This is a genomic window from Dyadobacter beijingensis DSM 21582, assembly GCF_000382205.1.
GTDB lineage: Bacteria > Bacteroidota > Bacteroidia > Cytophagales > Spirosomataceae > Dyadobacter > Dyadobacter beijingensis.
On sequence record NZ_KB907790.1, the window covers coordinates 185,617 to 207,012 of the forward strand.

Annotated in this window: 22 protein-coding genes; 9 read left to right on the top strand and 13 right to left on the bottom strand. The window is 51.1% G+C overall.

What is annotated here, in order from left to right; translation table 11 throughout:
- Positions 1 to 51 precede the first annotated feature (51 nt).
- Positions 52 to 450 carry a DUF1573 domain-containing protein gene (locus H144_RS0124380; RefSeq protein WP_019944729.1) on the bottom strand — a complete coding sequence of 133 codons (399 nt, stop codon included), beginning with the start codon at positions 448 to 450 and terminating at the stop codon, positions 52 to 54.
- A 207-nt stretch (positions 451 to 657) separates the two neighbouring features.
- Between H144_RS0124380 and H144_RS0124385 the strand changes: the two genes are divergently transcribed.
- Genes H144_RS0124385 through H144_RS0124400 form a run of 4 tightly spaced genes read left to right on the top strand, consistent with a single transcriptional unit; the run spans position 658 to position 5,388 of the window.
- A complete protein-coding gene (locus tag H144_RS0124385; RefSeq protein ID WP_019944730.1) occupies positions 658 to 3,072 on the top strand; it encodes an alpha-ketoacid dehydrogenase subunit alpha/beta in 2,415 nt (804 codons plus the stop codon).
- Between the two features lie 4 nt (positions 3,073 to 3,076).
- Positions 3,077 to 3,652 carry a sugar transferase gene (locus H144_RS0124390; RefSeq protein WP_026350963.1) on the top strand — a complete coding sequence of 192 codons (576 nt, stop codon included), beginning with the start codon at positions 3,077 to 3,079 and terminating at the stop codon, positions 3,650 to 3,652.
- Complete coding sequence (locus H144_RS0124395) at positions 3,646 to 4,236, top strand: acetyltransferase (protein WP_019944732.1); 591 nt, start codon at positions 3,646 to 3,648, stop codon at positions 4,234 to 4,236. Before H144_RS0124390 ends, H144_RS0124395 begins: the two co-directional genes overlap by 7 nt.
- 12 nt (positions 4,237 to 4,248) lie before the next feature.
- Positions 4,249 to 5,388: an aminotransferase class I/II-fold pyridoxal phosphate-dependent enzyme gene (locus H144_RS0124400; RefSeq protein ID WP_019944733.1), complete on the top strand. Its 1,140-nt coding sequence runs from the start codon at positions 4,249 to 4,251 to the stop codon at positions 5,386 to 5,388.
- 26 nt (positions 5,389 to 5,414) lie between these two features.
- Here H144_RS0124400 and H144_RS0124405 read toward each other — a convergent pair whose 3' ends face one another.
- From H144_RS0124405 to H144_RS0124420, 3 genes are all read right to left on the bottom strand, one after another.
- On the bottom strand, positions 5,415 to 6,275 hold the full coding sequence (locus H144_RS0124405; RefSeq protein ID WP_033403246.1) for an FKBP-type peptidyl-prolyl cis-trans isomerase: 861 nt from the start codon (positions 6,273 to 6,275) through the stop codon (positions 5,415 to 5,417).
- Positions 6,276 to 6,346: 71 nt separating this feature from the next.
- Positions 6,347 to 7,009 (bottom strand): endonuclease III, encoded by a 663-nt coding sequence (gene nth, locus H144_RS0124410; protein WP_026350964.1) that lies wholly within the window; start codon positions 7,007 to 7,009, stop codon positions 6,347 to 6,349.
- 373 nt (positions 7,010 to 7,382) lie between these two features.
- Positions 7,383 to 7,982, bottom strand: coding sequence for an RNA polymerase sigma factor (locus H144_RS0124420; RefSeq protein ID WP_015813074.1), 600 nt, complete (start codon positions 7,980 to 7,982; stop codon positions 7,383 to 7,385).
- A gap of 382 nt (positions 7,983 to 8,364) precedes the next feature.
- On the opposite strand from H144_RS0124420, the gene H144_RS0124425 reads away from it, so the two are divergent.
- On the top strand, positions 8,365 to 9,060 hold the full coding sequence (locus H144_RS0124425; protein ID WP_019944737.1) for a YjjG family noncanonical pyrimidine nucleotidase: 696 nt from the start codon (positions 8,365 to 8,367) through the stop codon (positions 9,058 to 9,060).
- A gap of 7 nt (positions 9,061 to 9,067) precedes the next feature.
- On the opposite strand, the gene H144_RS0124430 is transcribed toward H144_RS0124425, so the two are convergent.
- Genes H144_RS0124430 through H144_RS0124445 form a run of 4 tightly spaced genes read right to left on the bottom strand, consistent with a single transcriptional unit; the run spans position 9,068 to position 12,217 of the window.
- Positions 9,068 to 9,964, bottom strand: coding sequence for a S1 family peptidase (locus tag H144_RS0124430; protein WP_019944738.1), 897 nt, complete (start codon positions 9,962 to 9,964; stop codon positions 9,068 to 9,070).
- Between the two features lie 24 nt (positions 9,965 to 9,988).
- Positions 9,989 to 10,531: a DUF2911 domain-containing protein gene (locus H144_RS0124435; RefSeq protein ID WP_026350965.1), complete on the bottom strand. Its 543-nt coding sequence runs from the start codon at positions 10,529 to 10,531 to the stop codon at positions 9,989 to 9,991.
- Between the two features lie 3 nt (positions 10,532 to 10,534).
- The gene (gene porG / locus H144_RS0124440; RefSeq protein ID WP_019944740.1) at positions 10,535 to 11,185 is read right to left on the bottom strand and encodes a type IX secretion system protein PorG; all 651 of its coding nucleotides are present in this window, start codon (positions 11,183 to 11,185) and stop codon (positions 10,535 to 10,537) included.
- 60 nt (positions 11,186 to 11,245) lie between these two features.
- Complete coding sequence (locus tag H144_RS0124445; RefSeq protein ID WP_019944741.1) at positions 11,246 to 12,217, bottom strand: DUF6089 family protein; 972 nt, start codon at positions 12,215 to 12,217, stop codon at positions 11,246 to 11,248.
- Positions 12,218 to 12,500: 283 nt separating this feature from the next.
- On the opposite strand from H144_RS0124445, the gene H144_RS0124455 reads away from it, so the two are divergent.
- From H144_RS0124455 to H144_RS0124465, 3 genes are read left to right on the top strand one after another with little or no spacing between them, the layout of a single operon-like run.
- On the top strand, positions 12,501 to 13,127 hold the full coding sequence (locus tag H144_RS0124455) for an ABC transporter ATP-binding protein (protein WP_019944743.1): 627 nt from the start codon (positions 12,501 to 12,503) through the stop codon (positions 13,125 to 13,127).
- Positions 13,128 to 13,187: 60 nt separating this feature from the next.
- A complete protein-coding gene (locus H144_RS0124460; protein WP_019944744.1) occupies positions 13,188 to 14,432 on the top strand; it encodes an ABC transporter permease in 1,245 nt (414 codons plus the stop codon).
- 59 nt (positions 14,433 to 14,491) lie between these two features.
- Positions 14,492 to 14,944 carry a YEATS domain-containing protein gene (locus H144_RS0124465; RefSeq protein WP_019944745.1) on the top strand — a complete coding sequence of 151 codons (453 nt, stop codon included), beginning with the start codon at positions 14,492 to 14,494 and terminating at the stop codon, positions 14,942 to 14,944.
- Here H144_RS0124465 and H144_RS0124470 read toward each other — a convergent pair whose 3' ends face one another.
- Entirely contained in the window at positions 14,945 to 16,030 is a 1,086-nt protein-coding gene (locus H144_RS0124470; RefSeq protein ID WP_019944746.1) for a complex I subunit 1/NuoH family protein, read from the bottom strand.
- Positions 16,031 to 16,077: 47 nt separating this feature from the next.
- Positions 16,078 to 17,088, bottom strand: a complete 1,011-nt coding sequence (locus H144_RS0124475; RefSeq protein WP_019944747.1) for a gliding motility protein GldB-related protein — start codon at positions 17,086 to 17,088, stop codon at positions 16,078 to 16,080.
- Between the two features lie 20 nt (positions 17,089 to 17,108).
- Between H144_RS0124475 and H144_RS0124480 the strand changes: the two genes are divergently transcribed.
- The gene (locus H144_RS0124480) at positions 17,109 to 17,984 is read left to right on the top strand and encodes an NAD(P)-binding domain-containing protein (protein WP_019944748.1); all 876 of its coding nucleotides are present in this window, start codon (positions 17,109 to 17,111) and stop codon (positions 17,982 to 17,984) included.
- 59 nt (positions 17,985 to 18,043) lie between these two features.
- On the opposite strand, the gene H144_RS0124485 is transcribed toward H144_RS0124480, so the two are convergent.
- From H144_RS0124485 to H144_RS0124495, 3 genes are all read right to left on the bottom strand, one after another.
- Positions 18,044 to 19,198: a TlpA disulfide reductase family protein gene (locus tag H144_RS0124485; protein ID WP_019944749.1), complete on the bottom strand. Its 1,155-nt coding sequence runs from the start codon at positions 19,196 to 19,198 to the stop codon at positions 18,044 to 18,046.
- A 28-nt stretch (positions 19,199 to 19,226) separates the two neighbouring features.
- Positions 19,227 to 20,717, bottom strand: coding sequence for an Asp-tRNA(Asn)/Glu-tRNA(Gln) amidotransferase subunit GatB (gatB, locus tag H144_RS0124490; protein ID WP_019944750.1), 1,491 nt, complete (start codon positions 20,715 to 20,717; stop codon positions 19,227 to 19,229).
- A 95-nt stretch (positions 20,718 to 20,812) separates the two neighbouring features.
- Positions 20,813 to 21,346 (bottom strand): c-type cytochrome, encoded by a 534-nt coding sequence (locus H144_RS0124495; protein ID WP_019944751.1) that lies wholly within the window; start codon positions 21,344 to 21,346, stop codon positions 20,813 to 20,815.
- Positions 21,347 to 21,396 lie beyond the last annotated feature (50 nt).

Genomic DNA, 21,396 nt, shown 5'->3' on the forward strand with positions numbered 1-21,396 from the left:
AAAAATGGCCGTCCCACTGGAACGGCCACTGCAAAAATCTTTGCTGAAAGTTTATTTGGAAGACGGTTTCGCCGCTGCTTTGGGAACCACTTCTCCATTAAGGTAAAGGGTAATTGAACCACCTTCTGTGTTGCTGAAAACGGTTACAGGCTTGTTGAAAGGACCTGCTGCTGCTGCATTGAATGTCGCTTTTACGGAACCGGTTTTACCAGGAAGTACAGGATCTTTGGACCATACCGGTGTAGTACATCCGCAAGAAACGGTTACGTTTGAAAGGATCACGGGATCAGAGCCTGTGTTGGTGAATACAAACTCGTGCGTAACGGGTGTTCCTTGTGGTACTTTGCCGAATTTGTGTGTTTCTTCTTTGAATTTCAGCACACCTTTCTGTGCAAAACTTACGGTGGTCAGCCCGAGGATCAATACCAGCGCTGAAAAGAATACTTTCATAGTTGTAACTATACTTTAAGTGGTGAAAAACTTATTGTTAAACAAGATTAATGCTTAAAAAGTTAAATATAATAATCGTTAACCAATATTAACAATGCCCCAAAAGTACGCGCTGCGGTGTAGTGTTTATTATTTTCCTGCCTAATTTTGGCTTGCATTCAAAAAAACGTAATTTAACTAACGGATTAAAACCCGTGATTTTTGCTTATGCTTCAAAATGATAGTTTGACCGGTTCCAGTGTTTTGAATAAGGAAGAGATTATCGACGATTACCGCCTCGCATGCGAGAGTCGTCAGGTAAGTTTGCTGGGGAGGAAGGATACTATGGGCGGTCGTTCTAAATTTGGAATTTTCGGAGACGGCAAGGAGGTTGCACAGATTGCACTTTCCAAAGTTTTTCAACCCGGTGATTTTCGCTCGGGATATTACAGGGACCAAACCATCGAAGCGGCTGTCGGGAATCTCACCTGGCAGCAATTTTTTGCCCAAATGTACGCCCATGCCGATCTGGAACACGAACCGAACACGGGCGGCCGGTCGATGAACGGCCACTTTTCCACGCGTTGGGTAGATGAGAATGGTCAGTGGCTGGATCAAACGAAATTGTACAATTCCGTTTGCGATATATCTTCTACGGCAGGCCAGATACCACGCTCTGTGGGCCTCGGATACGCTTCCAAATTATACCGCGAAAATTCTGAATTGCATGATATGACCACATTTTCCCGGGAGGGAAACGAAGTGGTGTTCTCGACTATCGGCGATGCCTCCACTTCCCAGGGAATGTTCTGGGAGGCGATGAATGCGGCCGGCGTGTTGCAGATCCCGCTGATCGCTTCCGTGTGGGATGATGGTTATGGTATTTCGGTACCTGTTGAATATCAGACAACTAAGGGCAGTATTTCGAAGGCATTGGCCGGCTTGCAGCGCAATGAAGACGGCGACGGCATCGAGATCATGGCCGTGAGTGGTTGGGATTATCCTGCGCTGGTTGAAACTTATCAAAAGGCGGCCAAATTAGCCCGCGAAAATCACATACCGGTGCTCGTACACGTCACCGAACTGACGCAGCCGCAAGGGCATTCCACCTCTGGCTCGCATGAGCGTTACAAGTCGAAACAGCGGCTGAACTGGGAACGTGAGCGCGACTGCAACGTCCGTTTCCGGGACTGGATATTGAAAAACGGCTACGCTACCGACGACGAGCTGGAAGAGATCGAGCGGGAGGCCAAGGAAAAGGCGCTGAACGAGCGCAATGCGGCCTGGCAGGCTTACCGGAAGGAGCTGGACGCGGAGTACAACGAAACGATCCAGCTTTTGCAGGACGCAGCACGCGCCAGCACACTGACGACCGAGATCAACGGCGCCATTCTCGATCTGCAAAAGACCTATCTGCCCGTCCGCCGGGATATGATCGCCGCCGTGCGCCGCGTTCTACGGATCATCGGCAGGGAGGAAAACGCGGAAAAGCAAGCATTACAGCTGTTTTTGAAGGATAACCTGAAAGCGAACAAAGCGCGTTTCAACACGCATTTATACAGCGAAACGCCCGAGTCTCCGATGCTCGTTGAGCCGATCAGCCCGGTATTTTCTGAGCATAGCCCGGTTGTCGACGGGCGGGAAGTGATACGGTCTTATTTCGACGCACTTTTTGCGAAAGACCCGCGTGTGGTGGCATTGGGGGAAGACATCGGCTTTATCGGCGATGTGAACCAGGGCTTCGCGGGTTTGCAGGAAAAATACGGCGAAATCCGCATTACCGACACCGGAATCCGTGAAACGACGATCATCGGCCAGGGGATCGGTATGGCGATGCGCGGCCTGCGCCCTATTGTTGAAATCCAATATTTCGATTACATCTACTACGCGTTGGCGACGCTCACGGACGACCTGGCATCACTTCGTTACCGGACGGCCGGAGGCCAGAAAGCCCCGCTGATCATTCGTACGCGCGGGCACCGGCTGGAAGGGATCTGGCATTCGGGCTCGCCGATGGGTACAATGCTGAGCAGCCTTCGCGGCCTGCACGTGGTTGTTCCGCGCAACTTTACCCAGGCGGCCGGTTTTTACAATACATTAATGCAAGGCGACGATCCTGCGTTGATCGTGGAACCGCTGAATTCCTATCGCCAGAAAGAAACTTTGCCCGATAATGTCGGCGAATACTGCATTCCATTGGGGCAACCCGAAATTTTACGGGAAGGAAGTGATATCACCATTGTTACCTATGGCTCAATGTGTCGTATAGTAATGGAGGCCGCTTCTCAATTGCAGCATTCAGGCATTGAAGTTGAAGTCATCGATGTGCAGACACTCCTGCCGTTCGACGTCGACAACAGGATAGTGGAGTCCATTAAGAAGACAAACCGGGTCATTTTCGCCGATGAGGACCTGCCCGGGAGTGCATCGGGTTTTATGATGCAACAGGTTTTGGAAGGGCAGCATGCTTACCGTTGGCTGGATTCGGCTCCGGTAACGATTGCTGCGAAAGATCACCGCCCGCCTTACGGCTCTGACGGCGATTATTTCTCGAAGCCCAATATGGACGACATTTTTGAAACTGTTTACGAAATCATGCGAGAAGCGGCCCCAGATAAATATCCGGAGCTGTTTAACGTATGACATCATGTATCTTTCAAGAGGAAAAAGGATCTCAGACATTTTTCTGGCGGCAACGGGGTTGATTACCTCGTTGCCGTTTTTTGTTGTATTGCCGCCGCTTTTATGGGTGTATTTCAAAGGCAGCCCGTTTTTCGTGCAGCAAAGGCCGGGCTTGCACGGGCAGTTGTTCCTGATCTACAAATTCAGGACCATGCAATGTGCCAGTCGGCCTATTCCCCGGCTAGGGAGGATTATCCGGCGGTTGTCATTGGACGAACTGCCGCAGTTCTGGAACGTGCTTCGGGGAGATATGAGCATCGTCGGCCCGCGGCCGCTGCTGGCGGAATATCTGCCGCTTTACAATGCGGAGCAGCATTTGCGCCACGCTGTGAAGCCGGGTATGACCGGTTTGGCACAAATCAACGGCCGGAATAACCTTGGCTGGGAGGAGAAATTGGAATATGATGCGGCGTACGTCAGCAATGTCACATGGCAGATGGATATGCTGATCATTTACAAAACAGCACTCCAAATGCTGCGAGTTTACCGCGGCAGCGATAATGCGGCAGCCGCTCCCTCCGAAGGAAACGCCGCATGCTGATCCACGGCGCAGGCGGCCATGCGAAGGTCGTGGTAAGCATTCTCTCAGCCTGCGGAGAACGGGTTACAGGTGTTTTCGACGACAATAGGATCGGGCTATGGCAGCCTGGCGCGCACGTTATACGCCCGTATACGCCTGATTTCAAGGGATCGGAAAAGCTCATCATCGCAATAGGCAACAATCAGGATCGCAAGCGCATAGCTGACTCTGTGTGCCATGCTTTTGGAAAAGCCATTCATCCCGCGGCGATTGTGGATAACACGGTCGTAATCGGTGAGGGGACGGTCATTGTGCATGGCGCGATCGTTCAGGCGGGGAGTTGCATCGGCGATCATGTAATCGTCAATACCGGAGCTATTGTCGATCACGATTGTCTGATCAGCGATTTCGTTCACATTGCATCGGCCGCTACGCTGTGCGGGAGCGTACGTGTGGGAGAATGCACGCTCGTCGGTGCGGGAAGCGTGGTGGCGCCGGGGATTGCTATCGGTAAAGAGTGCGTGATCGGGGCGGGCGCAGTGGTAGTGCGCGATGTGCCTGATTATGCAAAGGTTGTTGGAAATCCAGCGAGGGTTATCATTTAAACGAAACACACTATGCAATACAAAATCCATCTTTCGCCCCCGCATATGAGCGGGCGGGAAATGAAGTACGTTCAACAGGCATTTGATACGAACTGGATTGCACCGGTCGGGCCGAATATCGATGCATTCGAGGAAGGGTTATGCCGCTATACAGGCAGCAGGCATGCATTAGCAGTATCGTCGGGGACTGCGGCCATTCATCTGGCATTGCTGGCGCTTGGCATCGGCAAAGGCGATATCGTGCTTTGCCAGTCGCTCACCTTCGTCGCTACGGCCAATCCGATCATGTACGTAGGCGCGACGCCGGTATTCATCGACAGTGAGCCGGTAACCTGGAATATGTGCCCGAATGCGTTGGAGGACGCTATTTTGCATTACGCACACCTTGGGCAGAAGCCCAAAGCCGTGATCGTCGTGCATTTGTATGGAATGCCGGCGATGCTGGACGAAACTGTGTATTTGTGTAAAAAACACGAAGTCCCATTGATCGAGGACGCCGCGGAAGCGCTCGGTTCGGAATACCGTGGCCGGAAAGCCGGGACCTTTGGCGATATCGGGGTATTGTCTTTTAATGGTAACAAAATTATCACCACTTCCGGCGGGGGAGCAATGCTGTCGGATCATGCGCATTACATCGAAAAGGCCCGCTTTCTCGCGACCCAGGCACGCGAGCCGGTGGGGCATTACGAGCATCGGGAAATAGGTTACAGCTACGGGATGAGTAATGTATGTGCGGGCATCGGGCGGGGGCAGTTGGAGGTCATCGATATGCGGGTAAGGCAGCGTCGGGCCAATTTTTTTACTTACCAAAATGCATTGTCCCGCATCGAAAGTATTCATTTTCAGACAGGTAATGCTGATATGTCATCCAACCGGTGGTTAAGCGCCTTGCAAATTAAGCGTGAACACCTGTCGCCGGAAGACATTCTAATGGCACTGGCGTCGGAAGGTATCGAGTGCCGGCGAACGTGGAAGCCCATGCATTGCCAGCCGATATACAAAACGCTGCCCCATTTCGGAGGCAGCGTTTCAGAAAGTTTGTTTGAAAGAGGAATTTGCCTTCCCTCCGGCTCAGATTTGACTTATGCGCGACTGGCCGACATTATCTCAAAACTGGCCGCGGTCATAAGAAACAAGCACCGGCTTCAATGAGGCCGGCGCTTGCGATGTTATCAATATTATGGCAAGATCTCGATTTCGAACTGCAGTGGTGAATATCTCGGGATCACGCCATCGGAGCTTCCGAGATCTTTGTAACCCAATGCAGACGGGAATACGACGATGGCTTTTTCAGTTTTGCGCATCTTGCGGATAGCCTTGTCAAAACCTGCGATGGTGCCGCTTGTTCCGGTTGTATGGTTAAATGTTCCTTCGCCGAATTTCTTGTCGTTCAGGAACTTACCAACATATTTCACAGAAACGGACTTGCCTACGCCCAATGTGTCTCCCGTTACTGTATTAGTGCGAATGATCACCAGGTCGTCGCTTGTGCGTTCATACTTAGGGAAGCCTTTGGCTTTCAGGTAGTCGTCGATCTGCTCCTTTTCTGTGCGGGTTTTGATGAATTCCACTTCAAGCCGGATCACAGAATAGGCGGGAACATTCGTTCGGTCGATGTTTCCGAACGCCAGGTAGAAAGGCAGCAGGAACGTTGCTTTTTCTCCGGTTTTCATGAGAAAAATAGCTCTTTCCAGTCCCGGGAAGCCGGTTGAGTAGCCCAGAACCGGGAAGCTCAGCGAAGAATCCTTTTCGATCGACAATACCTTGGTGCCGTCGAGCAGGTAGCCATTCAGTTTAACAGTGGCTGCCTGGCCTGCTTTCGCGTATACGCCCTGGGGATTGGATTTGCGGATAATATAGTACAAGCCGCTGCTGTCTCTCGCCGCGGTGCCGCCCTGGCTATCCGATTGTATAAATGCCTGGATTTGAGTTTCATTCTCAGCGATTTTCTCCTCATCCTTGTTGTCATCCTTCATACAGGACGACAGCCCGACCACGATTGTCAATAATAGACACCAAACCAAATTGATACGCTTCATTGCTTTTTTAAGTAATTAATGGGATTGTTTTAGTTTGAGGGTAGACCCCCGCATTGCGAAATTGGTTGTAATCAGGAATGAAAAACGTCGATTTTTACATTTTTTTCAAAGTATTTGCAAAAAGGCGACAGCGGGCACTGGAAGCATTGCGGGTTGCGCGCTGTGCACACGTATCGTCCATGCAGGATGAGCCAGTGATGCGCTTTGTGGATCAGGCTTTTCGGGATGTGCGCTACCAGCTCGCGTTCCACAGCCAGCGGCGTTTTGGCCGTCACAGGCACCAGCCCAAGCCGCCGCGACACTCTGAAAACGTGCGTATCTACCGCCATGGCCGGCATGCTGAAAACCACCGATGCAATGACATTAGCCGTTTTCCGACCTACGCCGGGCATTTTTTGCAGTTCTTCCACCGTGGAAGGTACTTCGGAATTGAATTGCTCCACCAGCATGCGGGCCATGCCTACCAGGTGCTTGGCCTTGTTGTTGGGATACGAAATGGAGCGGATATAGGTAAAAACTTCTTCCGCATTGGAAGCTGCGAGCGATTCCGGATCGGGAAAGCGCTCGAATAGCTGAGGCGTAACCATATTGACCCGCTTGTCCGTGCATTGTGCCGACAGGATCACCGCTACCAGTAGCTCGTAGGGATTGCCGTAATGCAGTTCGGTTTCAGGTTCCGGGAAGTTCTGGGTAAAATAGTCCAGGAAATGTTTATAGCGTTCTTTTTTTTGCATAATAGGTTCATGGTCCTGCGAAGGGTGGAGGTCCGACACAGAAATATTGTAAAACCGGCAAGCCAGCAGCCGGCCGGGTCAGTCTTAAGGGTAATGACAATTTCCAGCTACCGTGTCGATAGCTGGAAACAAAAAACCTGCCGACTCGCCCTAGTAAAGGAGTGCAGCAGGTCTTTTAGAAGAGAATTGTCGCGAATATCTGAAAACTTCTGAGATCACATTGTCGGATGGGGTCCGTGTGATTTTGTTCATCTGACTCTGAATTTCCAGCGAGTCGAGATAAAAGTTCATCAAGTTGTCGTCAAGTGCGAGCGCCTCAACAATCTGTGCGTTTTCATTCTCAGTTGTTTCGGCATATAGATACCTTACAACATCATCGTAAGTAAAGGTTTTTGTCATACTGTGGGGCACGTTGGTTAAATTGCTTACGCAGGTTTATCAACGCGTAACGCATTCTCCCCAATGCCGTATTAATACTCACACCCGTGGCGTCGGCAATTTCCTGAAAACTCATGTCCTCGTAATGGCGCATGATCAGAACCTGCTTCTGCACATCCGGCAGCCGTTGGATCATCTCCCGCAGCTGTTCATGTGTTTCCTGACGAATCTGGATCGACTCAACGGAATCTTCCGAAAAATCCAGCGTGTTGAAAACACTGCTCCCATCTTCGAACACTACATTGGGGTAGCGTTTATCGCGTCTGAAATAATCAATGGCGAGGTTGTGTGCGATACGTATAATCCAAGGCAGGAATTTACCTTCGTCGTTATATCTCCCACCTTTAATCGTGTCAACGGCTTTGATAAATGTATCCTGTAATAGATCTTCGGCTACATATTGATCCTTGACAATCAGATAAATAGTGGTGTATATTCTCGACTTATGGCGCTGAACAAGCTTTTCGAAAGCCTTCTCATTGCCCCGGATATACAATGTTACCAACTCACTGTCGCTAACCTGGACTTTCTCCATTTTACTATTCGATTTAGTTAACGTAGAGCGGTTCGTCGATATTGTTTCTCCTTTCTGGTTAGGTGAAAATTAGATGTGATTTTTCGGCATTTCGAATTATACGAATCAAAGAAATGGATTTGGAAAATAATTTGCAAATGTTTCAGTTCCTTTTTGCAGAAAAATTATTTGCCGTTAACAGATGTTAACAACTTGTGCATCTTTTTGATACGGTAAGTTCGTTGCCCGCGCAATCTAGGGATATTAAAATAAATAATTGAATTTAACGAATAACTTACGATATCGGCGCCGAATTAGATCGAATTCCGAAGAGGTGGATCAAAATTTGTCAGACGAGAATTGTAATTTCACTTTTTTAATAAAAATTGAATTTTTCTTAGATATGAAATACAGACATATCTTCTTCGATCTCGACCATACCCTTTGGGATTTTGAAAGAAATTCTTCCGAGTCGCTGGAAGAAATTTTCCACCATCAAGAGCTTACAAAGTACGGCATCTCGTCCTGCGAGGCTTTTGTGTGTTCTTTCCTTAAAATCAACACTGCACTTTGGGACGCATTCGACAAGGGCCAGTTGCACCATAGCTATATACGTGAGAATCGTTTTAAGATGGTTTTCGCTGAATTGGGCGTAGAATGCCCGCCGCACCACGGCGAAATCGGCGAATTATACCTGACCTCGCTGCCCACCAAAAAGCATTTACTGGAAGGCGCGCTCGACTTGCTCAATTATGTGGCGGAAGCCGGGTATGGCATGCACATTATCACCAACGGTTTCAACGAAATCCAGGCGCGGAAAATAGCCAGTTCGGAAATCGGGCATTTCTTCGAAAATGTCGTGACGTTCGAGACGGCCAATGCCAAGAAGCCCGACCGGCGCATTTTCGAGTTTGCATTGGAAATCGCGGGAACTACCGCTTCTGAAAGCCTCATGGTGGGCGATAACTGGATCGCCGACATCCTGGGAGCGAAGCAGGTGGGAATGGACACGGTGTACCTCAACCCGGCCGGATTGGAATTCGACGAGGAGCCTACCTACAATATCAAACGGTTGGAAGAGCTGCTGCTCGTGTTGTAACGGCTGGTCAGGATGGATCGGCTTCGTAAAATTTGATATGTTTTTCTTTCAGGAATTGCTTGATCACATCCACATGCACGCATTGCCCGACGTTCAGGAATGGGTAGTTGGAGACTTTTTTGCGGTGCCCGTCAATCGTCACCTCGCGGTTCACCTGGTCGAAACCGAGGTGCAAATGCCGGGTAGAGCTCTGCATGCCGTAAATGAGGCCGTTCGGATCGAATAGCGGTCCGCCGCTTTGCCCGCGCAGACCGGGCGTGCTCATTTCGATGCCTACTACCTCGTTGTTATTATCGCCGATATGCCGTGTTACGATGCCATCGATGGGGAAACTCGGCGTTTTCACTTTGCCTTCTGCCGTCCATTCGATGTCGCCGGTGTTCTTATTGAACCGGTAATTCGTGAATTCCGGAAATGGATAACCCAGCCGGCACAGGTACCGACCCTGCTTCACCAGCCGAGAATCTTTCAGGAACTGCGCATGCGACTGGTATTGCGTCGATTCGAAATTGCGGAACTGGATAATGGCCAGGTCCTGCGTGGGATGCAGGTGAATGGTAAGCCCCTTATACGCCGATACGCAATGTATAAAGTTGAAAAGAATGCGTATCGGGCTGTCAGGCGCGATTTTGTATTGGGTTTCGAGCAGGCTACGCTGCGTGGCAAGGCCGGGGTCTTTTTCGAATTTGCGCAGCTCACCCTTGAATTTCAGGTAGTTTTCGTAAATGCTGTTGGCATACAAAATCTGTCGCGCCACATGCCTGCACGTGACTGCGAAACCATCTTCATTGACAAAAAATAGGGTAGCCGTACCGGGGACGATGTCGCTTCCGGCATAGTAGCGGATAATAAAGTGAACCGGACGGGTAAACTGATCTATTTTTTCAATAGCATCAACAAACATAATACTGGCGTAAGCCGTGAAATGCTAAGGGTGGGTAAAAGGAACGAGCGCTTCGGTCTGGTCCCAGCTCAGGACCATATTCACGCCATTGGGAATGGGTTCAAAGTAAATATGGAACAATTCCTGCACCGAAGGCCGGATTCGGATCGGTACTTCTACATTCATGACGTTTTTGCCGTCGTTGTATTCCGTACCCCATTGTCCTGTTTCAGAATTCAGGATGATTTTCCAGCTGCTTTGGCCGGGTACCGAAAAGAGCGAGTAGGTTCCCGCCTTCACCGGCTTGCCGCCCATGATCACATCTTCCGGAAATTCAATTAAGGTGGCTTCGTTGGCGCCGGTACGCCATACTTTGCCATAAGGAAGCAATGCCTTGTCCTGCTCGCGGCCGAAGATCATCCGGCCTTTTTTGCCCGGCTGGCTGTAAGTGACGTGGACTTTGACCCCGTTTTCAGTCGTTTCGGCAACCGCCTCCGGGCTGAATGATTTTGTGTATTTTCTGACTCCCCAAAAGCCCGCCGACGCAACTGCAACCAAGGCGAAAACAATGAGTAGAACTTTTCTCATAAATCAAGGACAGAAGATTTTGTAGAAGGTATAGGTGACCGAAAGACGGACGTAAAAATAGGTATCTTTTACAGAAGGATCGCCCTGCTGGAATTTATCCGTGGAAGTTGGGTCGCCGCCGAGATTGTCCAGGTAATCGGTAAATGTCTTTCTCGTACCATATTCGAGGCCAATGTTCCAGGGGCGGCGGATCTGGTATTTAATGCCTACGCCATAAGGCAGCACGAGGCATGAGGTTTTGTAGGAACTGGTCTGAATATTCGGGTTAAACTTGTTGAAACCGAGGCCGCCGAACACATAAGGGCTCCAATTGACGGCAAACCGGCGGTCCTGGTAGTTAAGAAAGTTGTATTCAGCCACGGCACTGCCTTCGAAGATCGTCGTTCGGAAAGACATATTCCTGGCCTGCTGGAAAGGATCGTCGCTCTGCTTGTCGTCGGCACCGATGAACCCGCCCGCCACCTCCGCACGGAGCGATAATGCCTGGTTGGGGTTATACCGGAAGAAAAGGCTCCCGGCCGGTTTAAAAAAGCGGAACCGGAAAGTAGGAGAAATATCGCCCCGGTAGTTGAAGCCCCCGATGCCCGCGCCGATCTCGACGCGCTGCGCCCGCACTTGTGCGATGGTCAGGAAAAAACAAATACCTGCCAGCATGATAGCAGGCAAGTATTTGATATTTAAATGTTTAGAATAATACTTCAACGGGGTAAGCAATTATTTCAGTGGCGGACATTTGATCTGTGAAGGCAGCATGTAATGAATGTGGATCATACCGAAAAGGTATGCGTCCTTCTGGGTAGGACTGTTGCCACGCGCCGTGCCCGGTGCTGCGAAACCCGTTGTAGGAAGGGTTTCCAGCGGGTTAGGCACATTGTCCATGCCCTGGTAATTGGCTTGGAGGAACCTTCTCACGCCATCGGTACGGTCTACGCCTTTGCGTACCGCAATTTGTTCGGCCGAGCGGTTGGCCATATGTGCTGCCAGGGGATCATCCGCAAACAATGCCGGATCGGCGTAGTTGCCGTGGGCATCGTCGAGGTAGTCCGTAAATGTTTTGCGGTATCCAAGTTCTGCCGAAATGTCAAATTTGGAATTGATTTTGTAGCGAACCCCAATACCCATCGGAATCGCGAACTGGACGAGCGAATAAGGTTTTTCATAACCTTCATTACCCTGGCCCTCGGTACCCAGCGGCTGCAATTTCACCCAGTCGCCTTTCAGTGAATCCAGTGCTTTGGGATTGTGTGCGGTGAGCGCTACCCCCGCAAACAGGTACCAGCCCAGCTGAGGGCGGCGGTCGTAGCTGCGGTTATCGGGCGTGAGTTTGTAGATACCCTGCACCGAGAATTCTTTCAGATCGTTACGGAAATGCAGGTTCCGCGCGTAGAAAATGCTCGTTTCATGTTTCGAGTCGCGGTTCATAATGTAATCATCCCCGGCAATGCGCGCATAGATGAAGCTCGCGCGTGCGGCGATACGTGGTGTAAAGTGGCGTGTGTAGTTTCCGCCTACACTCCAGCGGGCCATTTTGAAGGTAGAGGCCAACGGACGGCGATAAGGTGCGAGGTCGCCGTAGTAAGATGAAGTACCAATACCAAAACCTGCGGTAGAATACGGAACGAAGAAGCCCCGGCTCTGCGCTTTTACCTCTCTGGATGATAGTAAAAGCCCGAAAACGAGGGTCATAGCTAACGCTCCGGATACTCTTCTCAAGTCGAAATTTCTACGCATTTTCAGATCGATTTTTTTGCAAAAATAGAATAGTTGTTGGTTTTCTTCAGGATGCAACACCATTTCAACGATTTTAACAATGTTTTATTTGTACTGACCTTGTTTTTTCAAAACCAGCGCGCATTCGAATGTAACGGCACCGTGCAGAATGCGCCGAAAACCGTACATAAGCAAACGTTTTGACTGGAAACGAGGCAAAACTTCGTTATCATTGCGTACGCAAACAGCCCACAAGACGATGATTTCGAGTAATCAGCTCAGATTTTCCTATTCCACCCAGAAGAAATTCACGTTCCCCGATATCCATTGTAATGATCAAGAAACGCTGCTCATTCTCGGGCAGTCGGGGCGGGGCAAAACGACCCTGCTGCATTTGCTGGCCCTGCTCCTGAAACCGGAATCCGGGGACATCGTGATCGCGGGCAAATCCATTAAAAACCTCACGCCGCAGGAAGTTACGGCCACGCGCGCGAAGCATATCGGGATCATTTACCAGCGCCCGCATTTCGTGAGCTCGCTGTCGGTCATGGACAATATATTGCTTTCCAACTACCTCGCCAATCAGAAGGAAGACCGCCGGAAAGCCCGGGAGCTGGCAGAACAGCTCGGTTTTGCGGACCATTTATCCAAAAAAACGAACCAGCTGAGCCAGGGAGAGCAGCAGCGCGTGAGCATTGCCCGCTCGCTGATGAACAATCCGAACATTATCCTCGCCGACGAGCCCACATCGAACCTCGACGACGACAACTGCCAGCGCGTGATCCAGCTTCTGAAAAAACAATCCGCGCAGATCGGCGCGAGCCTGGTAGTGGTCACGCACGACCAGCGGCTGAAAGACGAGTTCTCCAACCAGGTATTTCTGTAAAACAGGTATTTCAAACATATAACCGGCCTGCGCCGCGTTTCAGACCTAATCCATATCCGAATGAACCTCTTCAAGATCAGCATGGCCAATCTCCGGGAGAAAAAGCTCAACAGCTTTCTGAGCGCATTGCTGCTCACCCTCGGTATCGGTATGATCTCCCTGCTTCTGCTGCTCAACAAGCAGCTCGACGAGCAATTCAAACGCAATCTCAAAGGCATCGATATGGTGGTTGGCGCCAAAGGCAGTCCTTTGCAGGTGATCCTTTCCAGCATTTACCAGATCGACGCGCCCACGGGCAACATTCCGCTCGCCGAGGTGAATGCATTACGCAAAAATCCATTTGTGAAGACGGTCATCCCACTCTCGATCGGCGATAATTACCAGGGATTCCGCATTCTGGGCACCACGCCGAAGTACATCGAGCATTTCAATGTAAAATTGGCCGAAGGACATTTATATAACGCGTCGATGGAAGTGACCATCGGCAGTAAGGTGGCACGGGACTCGAAGCTGAAAATCGGCGACCAGTTTTCCGGCTCGCACGGCCTGGATTCGGAGGGGGAGAAGCACGAGGACAAGAAATATAAGGTAGTAGGCATTTTCAAATCCAGCGGTACCGTCGTGGACCAGCTTATTGTTACGCGACTTTCGAGCGTTTGGGACATTCACGAGCATTCGGAAGGCGGCAAAACGCCCGAAGTTGCGGAGGTGGAGCATAGCGACGGCCCATCACACGTGGACCCGGAACCGGACGAAGAAGGCAAGGATGTGACCAGCGCATTGATCCAGTTCCGCAATCCGATGGGCCTCATTACCATTCCGCGGCAGATCAACGACAACACCTCGATGCAGGCCGCATTGCCCAGTATCGAAATAAACCGTCTGTTTTCCCTGCTCGGCGTGGGGATCGAAACGCTGCGGACGCTCGCATTGATCATTATTTCGATCGCCGGCGTGAGCGTGTTCATATCACTTTACAATTCATTGAAAGACCGCAAATACGAAATGGCGTTGATGCTGTCCATGGGCGCCACGCGCACGAGGCTGTTCCTGATGCTGCTGATCGAGGGGCTTTCGCTCGCCGTGATCGGCTTTTTTGCGGGCATTATCGCGAGCCGGGTGGGGTTATGGGTGTTTTCCAATGCGGCGGAAGATGATTTCCACTATTCGCTGGGCCAATTTGCATTGCAGCCCGAGGAAATCTACCTTTTTTTCGGCGCTATCGCGATCGGCATCGTGGCGGCGGCATTGCCTTCGCTCGGTATTTACCGGTTGAATATCTCCCGGACGCTGGCGGAGGAATAATAATGTGTGTAAATTTGTTAACCCGGTACAAATCATTGTAATACAAAATTGGAATACTGATGAAATCTGTCAAAATCAGCATATTATTCTTCTGCATGGTCTCATTGTTCGCTTTCAAACCGGCCGTTGAACCGGTGAAACTGACCTGGGAAACGCTGCGGGATGTGACTTTTAAAAAGAAATGGTATGCCGAAGAATCGATCTACATGCTTCACCCGACATTCGGCCCGAGCGTGCAGAAATTGAAAAACCAGCCGGTTTCGATCACAGGTTACATCCTTCCGGTTGATCTGGAAGCAAATTTGTACGTGCTTTCCGCATTTCCGTTCAGCGCCTGCTTTTTCTGCGGCGGAGCCGGCCCGGAAACGGTCATGACCCTGAATTTCAAGAAAAAGGACGGAAGGAAATTCAAAACCGACGAGCGGCTGACCTTTACCGGCACGTTGAAGCTCAATGCCGACGATATTTACCAGATGAACTACATTCTGGACGGCGCCGAGATCGCGAAATGATCAGACGCCTATCAGGCGCCAAACGCCTGAAATGAAGAATAATACAAGTCCCACGGGCGTGAGGACTTTCCAGCCGAGGTACATGAGCTGGTCTACACGCAGGCGGGGGAGCGTCCATCGCGCCCACATCTGGATGAGGATGCCGAACAAGGCTTTGCCCAGCAGCCAGAAAATACCGGTCACATAGCCATAGAATGTACCGGGCGCACCGCTGGTCCAGTCGGCGAGTTTAACCGGGCCGATATTCGGCAGCGGCGTGTTCCAGCTTCCCAGGAACAGGATCGCGCCCAGCAGCGATACCAGCAGCATCATCCCGTATTCCGAAAGCATAAATAATGCCCAGCGCATACCCGAATACTCGGTATGGAAGCCGGCCACGAGCTCAGATTCTCCTTCGGGAAGGTCAAACGGAGCTCGGTTGCATTCAGCGAGCGTGGCGATAAAGAATACCACGTAAGCAATCAGCAGGAACGGGTTACGGATGATATTCCAGGTGAGAAACCCGCCTACCTCACTTACATTGATCCCCAGTTCACGCATTCCGAAAAGATAAATGGTTTCGGGCGCGTAAATGCCCTGCTGATAGCTGATTACCTGCAAATCCAGCGTTTGCGTGAGCATGATCACACACAGTATGGAAAGGCCTAGGGGTATTTCGTAAGACACGATCTGCGCCACGGCACGCATGGCGCCGTACAGGGCAAATTTGTTATTGGAACCCCAGCCGGCCATCAGCAGGCCGATTACATCCACTGAAACGATCGTCAGCAGGAAAAATACGCCCACGGCAGCGCCCGAGCCCGCCAGTTCCGGCGCCAGGGGTACCACGGCGAAACCTGCGAAAACCGATATGAAAATGACGAACGGGGCAATCAGGAACAGTCGCCGGTCGGCGGCTTTGGGTACGATATCTTCTTTTTGAAGTAGTTTGAGCAAATCGGCAAAAAGCTGCAAAAGGCCCCATTTACCTACCTCCATCGGCCCCAGACGGTCCTGGATAAAGGCCGAAACCTTCCGTTCCAGGTATACGCCGATCACTACAAAACCGGGGACAAGCAGGAGGAGAATGATGAGCGTCAAAGGCATTTAAATGCGGTCTGGACAATGGTTTGACGCAAAAGTAAGTAAAAAACTTACTCGTCTTCGTCTGTTTGCCCCTTATATCCCGATTCCTGCAAAATTCGGGCGGCATTGTCGATCTCCATCAGCTCGGTAAGCGTGACAGCAGGGTTTTCGGCCATAAACCGGCTCACGATCCGCCAGCCTACCCAGCGGCCGATCGCACCCGGCACCTTGTTCCCGATCTCGGTCGTGAACGGCCGGTCTTCGATGAACTTGCGTTTTTTCAGGTCGCTTTTTTCGTAGAGCAGCTTGCTGGAAATGAAATAAGCCCAAATATCCGTCTGGCTGTTATAAGTTTTCCTGAGGTCGTCGGCCGAGTAGCCGATAATGAGGCTGTCGGGTGTTTGGGGCATGATTTGTCTCACAAATTCATAACCTTTGCCGTAGCCGATCATATCTGAAAGTAAGGTCTGGTCGTTCGCGCCGGTGCGGTTATATTTGTTGGATTCGAAGAAAACGATCGAGGGTACAATGTACTCGCGCTGGTAACGGCGAAGCTGGTAATCGTATACATTGGGCCTGAAACGCGCCGCAGGGCCACCGAAGTAGTCGAGGCCGATGACGATCAGCGAGTCGGAGATATACAGGTCGTTGCCGGTGAAGCCGGTGATCATAAACTGGATTTCCGGGATTGGAAAACCAGGGTAATGTGCCTTAATGCGCTTGAATGCATCAGTGAGCGGATTGACTATTCGGACTTTGCGGTCGCCGATAATGGAATCCAGCTGCGCGCGGAAGGCCCGCAAATCGGGGCTTTGCAGGATTGTGAACAAGTGCGAAGCCAATTTGGCCGGTTCTACGGGCGCGTCGGTGAAGTAACCTTTGACCAGCGCGGGGTGGCTATCGAGGAACTTTTGCACGTCTTCAACGGATTTGCAAGAGAATAGCTCTTCGTCGAGATTTTTGGAAACCAGTTCAAAGCGGATATTGCTGATGTCGGCTTCCTTGCGCTGATCGGTTTTGCACGAAAATTGAATGAGCGCGATGAACAGAACGAATAGAAGGGACCTGAAATAAACCATTCGGTGGAAACGAGAATAATATGTCGAAAGAAGTTTCAAAAGTAGGAAAAAAACGCGTTAGCATCCTGGGTTGCGGCTGGCTCGGGTTTGCATTAGCTAAACGGTTACTTGGCAGCGGTATTACATCGGAAGTAAAAGGCAGTACCACTTCCGCGGATAAACTGGACAAATTCGCTGCTGCGGGCATCCGGGGTTTCGTGATACCGCTCAACCCGGATACCGGCCTCGATGCCGACATTACCGGGCCGTTTTTCGATTCGGACGTCATTGTGATCGCCATTCCGCCGCGAATGTCGCAGAATGTGGCCGGCAACTATTCCGCACAGATGCGCATGGTCGCCGACGCGATACGCCAATCGCCGGCCACGGAGGTGATTTTTGTTAGCTCCACCGGCGTGTACCGCGATTTGAGCCAAACCGCATTCGAAAGCGATGTGCAGCTGCCGGAGCATTCGGCCCAGCCCGAAATGGTGGCGGCCGAGCATGCAATCGCCGCATTAAGGCCGGAAAAAACGGTCAGCATTCTTCGCATGAGCGGATTACTGGGCTATAACCGCATTCCGGGTAAATATGTGCAGGGCCAAAAGGATATGACAACCGGCGATATTCCCGTCAACTACATTCACCGCGACGATGCGGCGGCGATCATCAAAGCGGTGATTACCCAGGGCGTTCAGAATGAAACATTCAATATTACCGCACCTTTTCACCCTACCCGTAGCGAGGTGTATGTCGATTCCTGCGCGCAGTTCGGCTGGGAGGCGCCCACGTTCAAAACGCCTGAAACGCCGCCCGCATTCAAAATGATTTCGGGGGACAAGTTTTTCAAAACCTATTCCTACGAATTCAAATACGCCGATCCGTTACAGTTTCATTACCAGCTGGAAGACCTTTAACGCAAAAAATCCGCAGGATCAACTCTGCGGATTTTATTATTTATAAACCAAAAAGTGAATTATTGGGCACCCAGCAGTTCGGTGAGCTTGGTTTCAAGCGCCGCGCCGCGGAGGTTTTTGGCAATGATCTTGCCTTCTTTATCGATCAGGAATGTGGCCGGGATTGCGTTTACGCCGTAAGATTGCGCCACGCCCGAGTTCCATTTCTTCAATTCCGAGCCGTGCAGCCAGGTCAGTTTATCGCGTTCGATGGCCGTTTTCCAGGCTTTTTCGTTATCGTCGAGCGATACGCCGTAAATGTCGAAGCCTTTGTCCTTGAACTTGCCGTACATGCGCACCACATTCGGGTTTTCCATACGGCAGGGACCACACCACGAGGCCCAGAAGTCGATTAATATGTATTTGCCACGCAGCGACGACAGTGCGATCGGCTTACCTTCCGGGCTGTTCAGCGTAAAGTCGGGTGCCTGTTCGCCGACAGCCACACCAGCCATTCTTTTAACGGAGCCGATGAAGCCCTGCGCGAGCGTAGGCACGGGGTTGACTTTGGAATAATCGTCGGCCAGTTTTTTCAGCACGTCCAGGTCGGCTTCGGGCGTCAGGAAGTTGTTGGCGGTGAAAAGCGCGATGAGCGACGTTCCCATTTCCGGGATCATCTGCCGTAAAGCGGTTACCCTTTCCTTATCCGCCGCCTGGTAGGCCTGCTGTATTTCCTGAATTTTTTTGGCGTCCTTTTTCTCTTCGGCGGTAGCATACTGCTCGTTCCAGCCCGTCACTTTGGCGGCGAATGCCTGCATCAGCTGGTCGACTTTGGCATAATACTCCATGTTTTTGGAGCCGGTAATGCTCACTTTTCCGCCATTGCCTTTATCATCCCGAGGAGTACCGTCGGCTGTTACATTGAATGTCTCGCCGCCTTCCACGAGCAAAGGGAATTTTTGCCTGTCGGCGATATTGAGGGTGAAAAAGCTTCCGCGGTCCTTTTCGGTGCCTTTGAGGCTGAAACTGCCGTCGGCGCCGAGCTGAGCAGAGTCTACTTTTACAGAAGATCCGGCGGCGGTGGATTGCGACAGGATCACTTTTTCGCCTTTGGAGCCGCTTTTTACCTTGCCATTAATGGTAAAGCCTTTCGGTTCGATCTGGGCCATGACCTGGAAGGTCAGCAACGCGCTGCCCAAGACCAATGCACTCCGTTTGAATAACTCCTTCATCATCTTCTGTTTATGATTTGCAATGTGTGGTTCACAACTTTTGCGCCAGCAGCTGGTTCACAAGCTTCGGATCGGCGGCTCCGTTGGATTTCTTCATCACCTCTCCAACGAATAGGCCCATGAGCCCCTTTTTTCCTTTTCTGTAAGCCGCTACCTTGTCGGGCATGGCATTAATAACCTCATCTACCAACGTTTCAAGCTCGTTTGTATTGCTGTTTTGCAGCCAGTTATTTGCCGATGCGACCTCCGATGGCTGGCGGTTCGGCTCCGTCAAAAGCACGGGGAAAATCTTTTGCGCCGCCACCGAATGGCTCACAGCGCCCGACTCGTTGAGTTCGATCAGGTCGGCCAGGGTTTGCGCGGAGATAGGCAAATGCTGAATATCGCCGTCGTGGTCGTTGAGGTACGATTTCACGGGCCCCATCAGCCAGTTGGATACTGCTTTATAATGGCTGGTTTTGGCACAAACTGCCTCGAAATATTCGGCCAGTTCACGGGTATCGGTCAGCACCGACGCATCGTAAGCAGGTATACCATATTGATTGATAAATTTGTCACGCAATTCCTGCGGCAATGCGGGCATGGACTCTTTGATGCTCGCCAGCCATTCGTCCGAAACCACTACCGGGCTCAGGTCGGGATCGGGGAAATAGCGGTAGTCGTTCATCGTTTCCTTTACGCGCATGCCATAAGTCTGCCCGGTTTCCACGTCGAACATCCGCGTTTCCTGCTGGATCGCCTCGCCGTTTTCGATCATGGCCACCTGCCGTTTTTCTTCAAAAGCGATGGCACGCATCATATTGCGGATCGAGTTCATGTTTTTGATCTCGACTTTGGTACCGTATTGTTCGGCGCCTCTCCTGCGTATGGACACGTTCACGTCCGTGCGCAGGGAGCCTTCTTCCATATTACCGTCGCTGATACCCAGGTAGCGTACCAGGCGGCGGATTTCCGTCACGAATGCGCCGGTTTCCTCCGCGGAACGCAAATCCGGCTCGGATACCATCTCCACGAGCGGTGTACCGGCGCGGTTATAGTCGAGCATGGTTTCGGTGTGGCTGCCGTCGTGCACGGATTTGCCCGCGTCTTCTTCCAAATGGATATGGTGGAAGCGGATCACCTTTTCCTGCAACTTGCCGTCATGCTTGAACGAGATGGTCACGCCACCCTGTTCGCAGATCGGTTTTTTGTCCTGCGAGATCTGGTAACCCTTCGGAAGATCGGGGTAAAAATAATTTTTGCGGTCGAAAATAGTCCTGTTGCTGATGGAGCAGCCACAGGCAATGCCGAGCCGGATGGCGTATTCGATCGCTTTTTTATTGACTTTGGGCAAAGTCCCGGGCAATGCGATCGTCAACGGACCGATATTGGTGTTGGGCTCGGTGCCGAAAATATTGAAATCGCGGGTAAACAGCTTGGATTCCGTCAGAAGCTGACAATGCACTTCCAGACCGATTACGGTTTCATAAGCGGCCAAAAGTTCATCAGTAACGTCAGCGGGGTGAAGTGCGGATTGACTCATATTAGATTACAAATGCTTTCGCAAAGATACAAATACGGGCCGTCCATAGCATGAACGACCCGTATTTTATGGAATATAGCAGGTATTCGCTGTAATTAAAGCGAGTTGATCCAGTTAGCGATCACGACGATGTCCGCTTTCGGAACGTGCGCCAGCGGTGCCATCGGAGGGTAGCCAGGCCAGTGCTCAGGTTTCGGGTTATGAACCAGCTCTACGATCTGGTCGGCCGTATATTTTTTCTTCGCTACTTCTGAATAAGCCGGTCCGATCACCTTGTCGTAAGCCTGGTGGCATGCGAAACAGGTGTGTTTGTTCAGCAATGCAGAAACTTCGGCAGGAACAGGTTTGCGTTTCGGCGCCGCGTCTGCTGCGGGTGCTGCTGCGCTGTCACCGGCAGCAGCTGGTGTTGCCGCAGGGGTTGCGGGTTTGGCCGCTGCTTCCGCCTCTGCTTTTTCAATGGCTGTTTTTCTATCGTTTTGGAGCTTCACGAGGGCTGCTTCCTCCCTTGCCTTGCTGCCTGAACCATACCATTGGTCGTACTTGTCACGGTTTTCCTTGGACGAGCAACCGATGAAGAAAGAGACTGCCAGGGCCATCAGGGCCAAAGAAGCGCTTTTTTTGAGTGTCATTGTTTTAATTTTTAAGAATTTCCGCCAGATTAAGGTTGCGATGTCAAATC

What these genes read in the sequence shown, in the direction of transcription:
- H144_RS0124495 (WP_019944751.1), bottom strand. Translation starts at nt 21,346, where the DNA reads ATGACACTCAAAAAAAGCGCTTCTTTGGCCCTGATGGCCCTGGCAGTC.
- porG (WP_019944740.1), bottom strand. Translation starts at nt 11,185, where the DNA reads ATGCTGGCAGGTATTTGTTTTTTCCTGACCATCGCACAAGTGCGGGCG.
- H144_RS0124405 (WP_033403246.1), bottom strand. Translation starts at nt 6,275, where the DNA reads ATGAAGCGTATCAATTTGGTTTGGTGTCTATTATTGACAATCGTGGTC.
- H144_RS0124420 (WP_015813074.1), bottom strand. Translation starts at nt 7,982, where the DNA reads ATGGAGAAAGTCCAGGTTAGCGACAGTGAGTTGGTAACATTGTATATC.
- H144_RS0124465 (WP_019944745.1), top strand. Translation starts at nt 14,492, where the DNA reads ATGAAATCTGTCAAAATCAGCATATTATTCTTCTGCATGGTCTCATTG.
- H144_RS0124385 (WP_019944730.1), top strand. Translation starts at nt 658, where the DNA reads ATGCTTCAAAATGATAGTTTGACCGGTTCCAGTGTTTTGAATAAGGAA.
- H144_RS0124475 (WP_019944747.1), bottom strand. Translation starts at nt 17,088, where the DNA reads ATGGTTTATTTCAGGTCCCTTCTATTCGTTCTGTTCATCGCGCTCATT.
- H144_RS0124435 (WP_026350965.1), bottom strand. Translation starts at nt 10,531, where the DNA reads ATGAGAAAAGTTCTACTCATTGTTTTCGCCTTGGTTGCAGTTGCGTCG.
- H144_RS0124430 (WP_019944738.1), bottom strand. Translation starts at nt 9,964, where the DNA reads ATGTTTGTTGATGCTATTGAAAAAATAGATCAGTTTACCCGTCCGGTT.
- H144_RS0124480 (WP_019944748.1), top strand. Translation starts at nt 17,109, where the DNA reads ATGTCGAAAGAAGTTTCAAAAGTAGGAAAAAAACGCGTTAGCATCCTG.
- nth (WP_026350964.1), bottom strand. Translation starts at nt 7,009, where the DNA reads ATGCAAAAAAAAGAACGCTATAAACATTTCCTGGACTATTTTACCCAG.
- H144_RS0124470 (WP_019944746.1), bottom strand. Translation starts at nt 16,030, where the DNA reads ATGCCTTTGACGCTCATCATTCTCCTCCTGCTTGTCCCCGGTTTTGTA.
- H144_RS0124400 (WP_019944733.1), top strand. Translation starts at nt 4,249, where the DNA reads ATGCAATACAAAATCCATCTTTCGCCCCCGCATATGAGCGGGCGGGAA.
- H144_RS0124390 (WP_026350963.1), top strand. Translation starts at nt 3,077, where the DNA reads ATGTATCTTTCAAGAGGAAAAAGGATCTCAGACATTTTTCTGGCGGCA.
- H144_RS0124445 (WP_019944741.1), bottom strand. Translation starts at nt 12,217, where the DNA reads ATGACCCTCGTTTTCGGGCTTTTACTATCATCCAGAGAGGTAAAAGCG.
- H144_RS0124395 (WP_019944732.1), top strand. Translation starts at nt 3,646, where the DNA reads ATGCTGATCCACGGCGCAGGCGGCCATGCGAAGGTCGTGGTAAGCATT.
- gatB (WP_019944750.1), bottom strand. Translation starts at nt 20,717, where the DNA reads ATGAGTCAATCCGCACTTCACCCCGCTGACGTTACTGATGAACTTTTG.
- H144_RS0124455 (WP_019944743.1), top strand. Translation starts at nt 12,501, where the DNA reads ATGATTTCGAGTAATCAGCTCAGATTTTCCTATTCCACCCAGAAGAAA.
- H144_RS0124460 (WP_019944744.1), top strand. Translation starts at nt 13,188, where the DNA reads ATGAACCTCTTCAAGATCAGCATGGCCAATCTCCGGGAGAAAAAGCTC.
- H144_RS0124485 (WP_019944749.1), bottom strand. Translation starts at nt 19,198, where the DNA reads ATGATGAAGGAGTTATTCAAACGGAGTGCATTGGTCTTGGGCAGCGCG.
- H144_RS0124380 (WP_019944729.1), bottom strand. Translation starts at nt 450, where the DNA reads ATGAAAGTATTCTTTTCAGCGCTGGTATTGATCCTCGGGCTGACCACC.
- H144_RS0124425 (WP_019944737.1), top strand. Translation starts at nt 8,365, where the DNA reads ATGAAATACAGACATATCTTCTTCGATCTCGACCATACCCTTTGGGAT.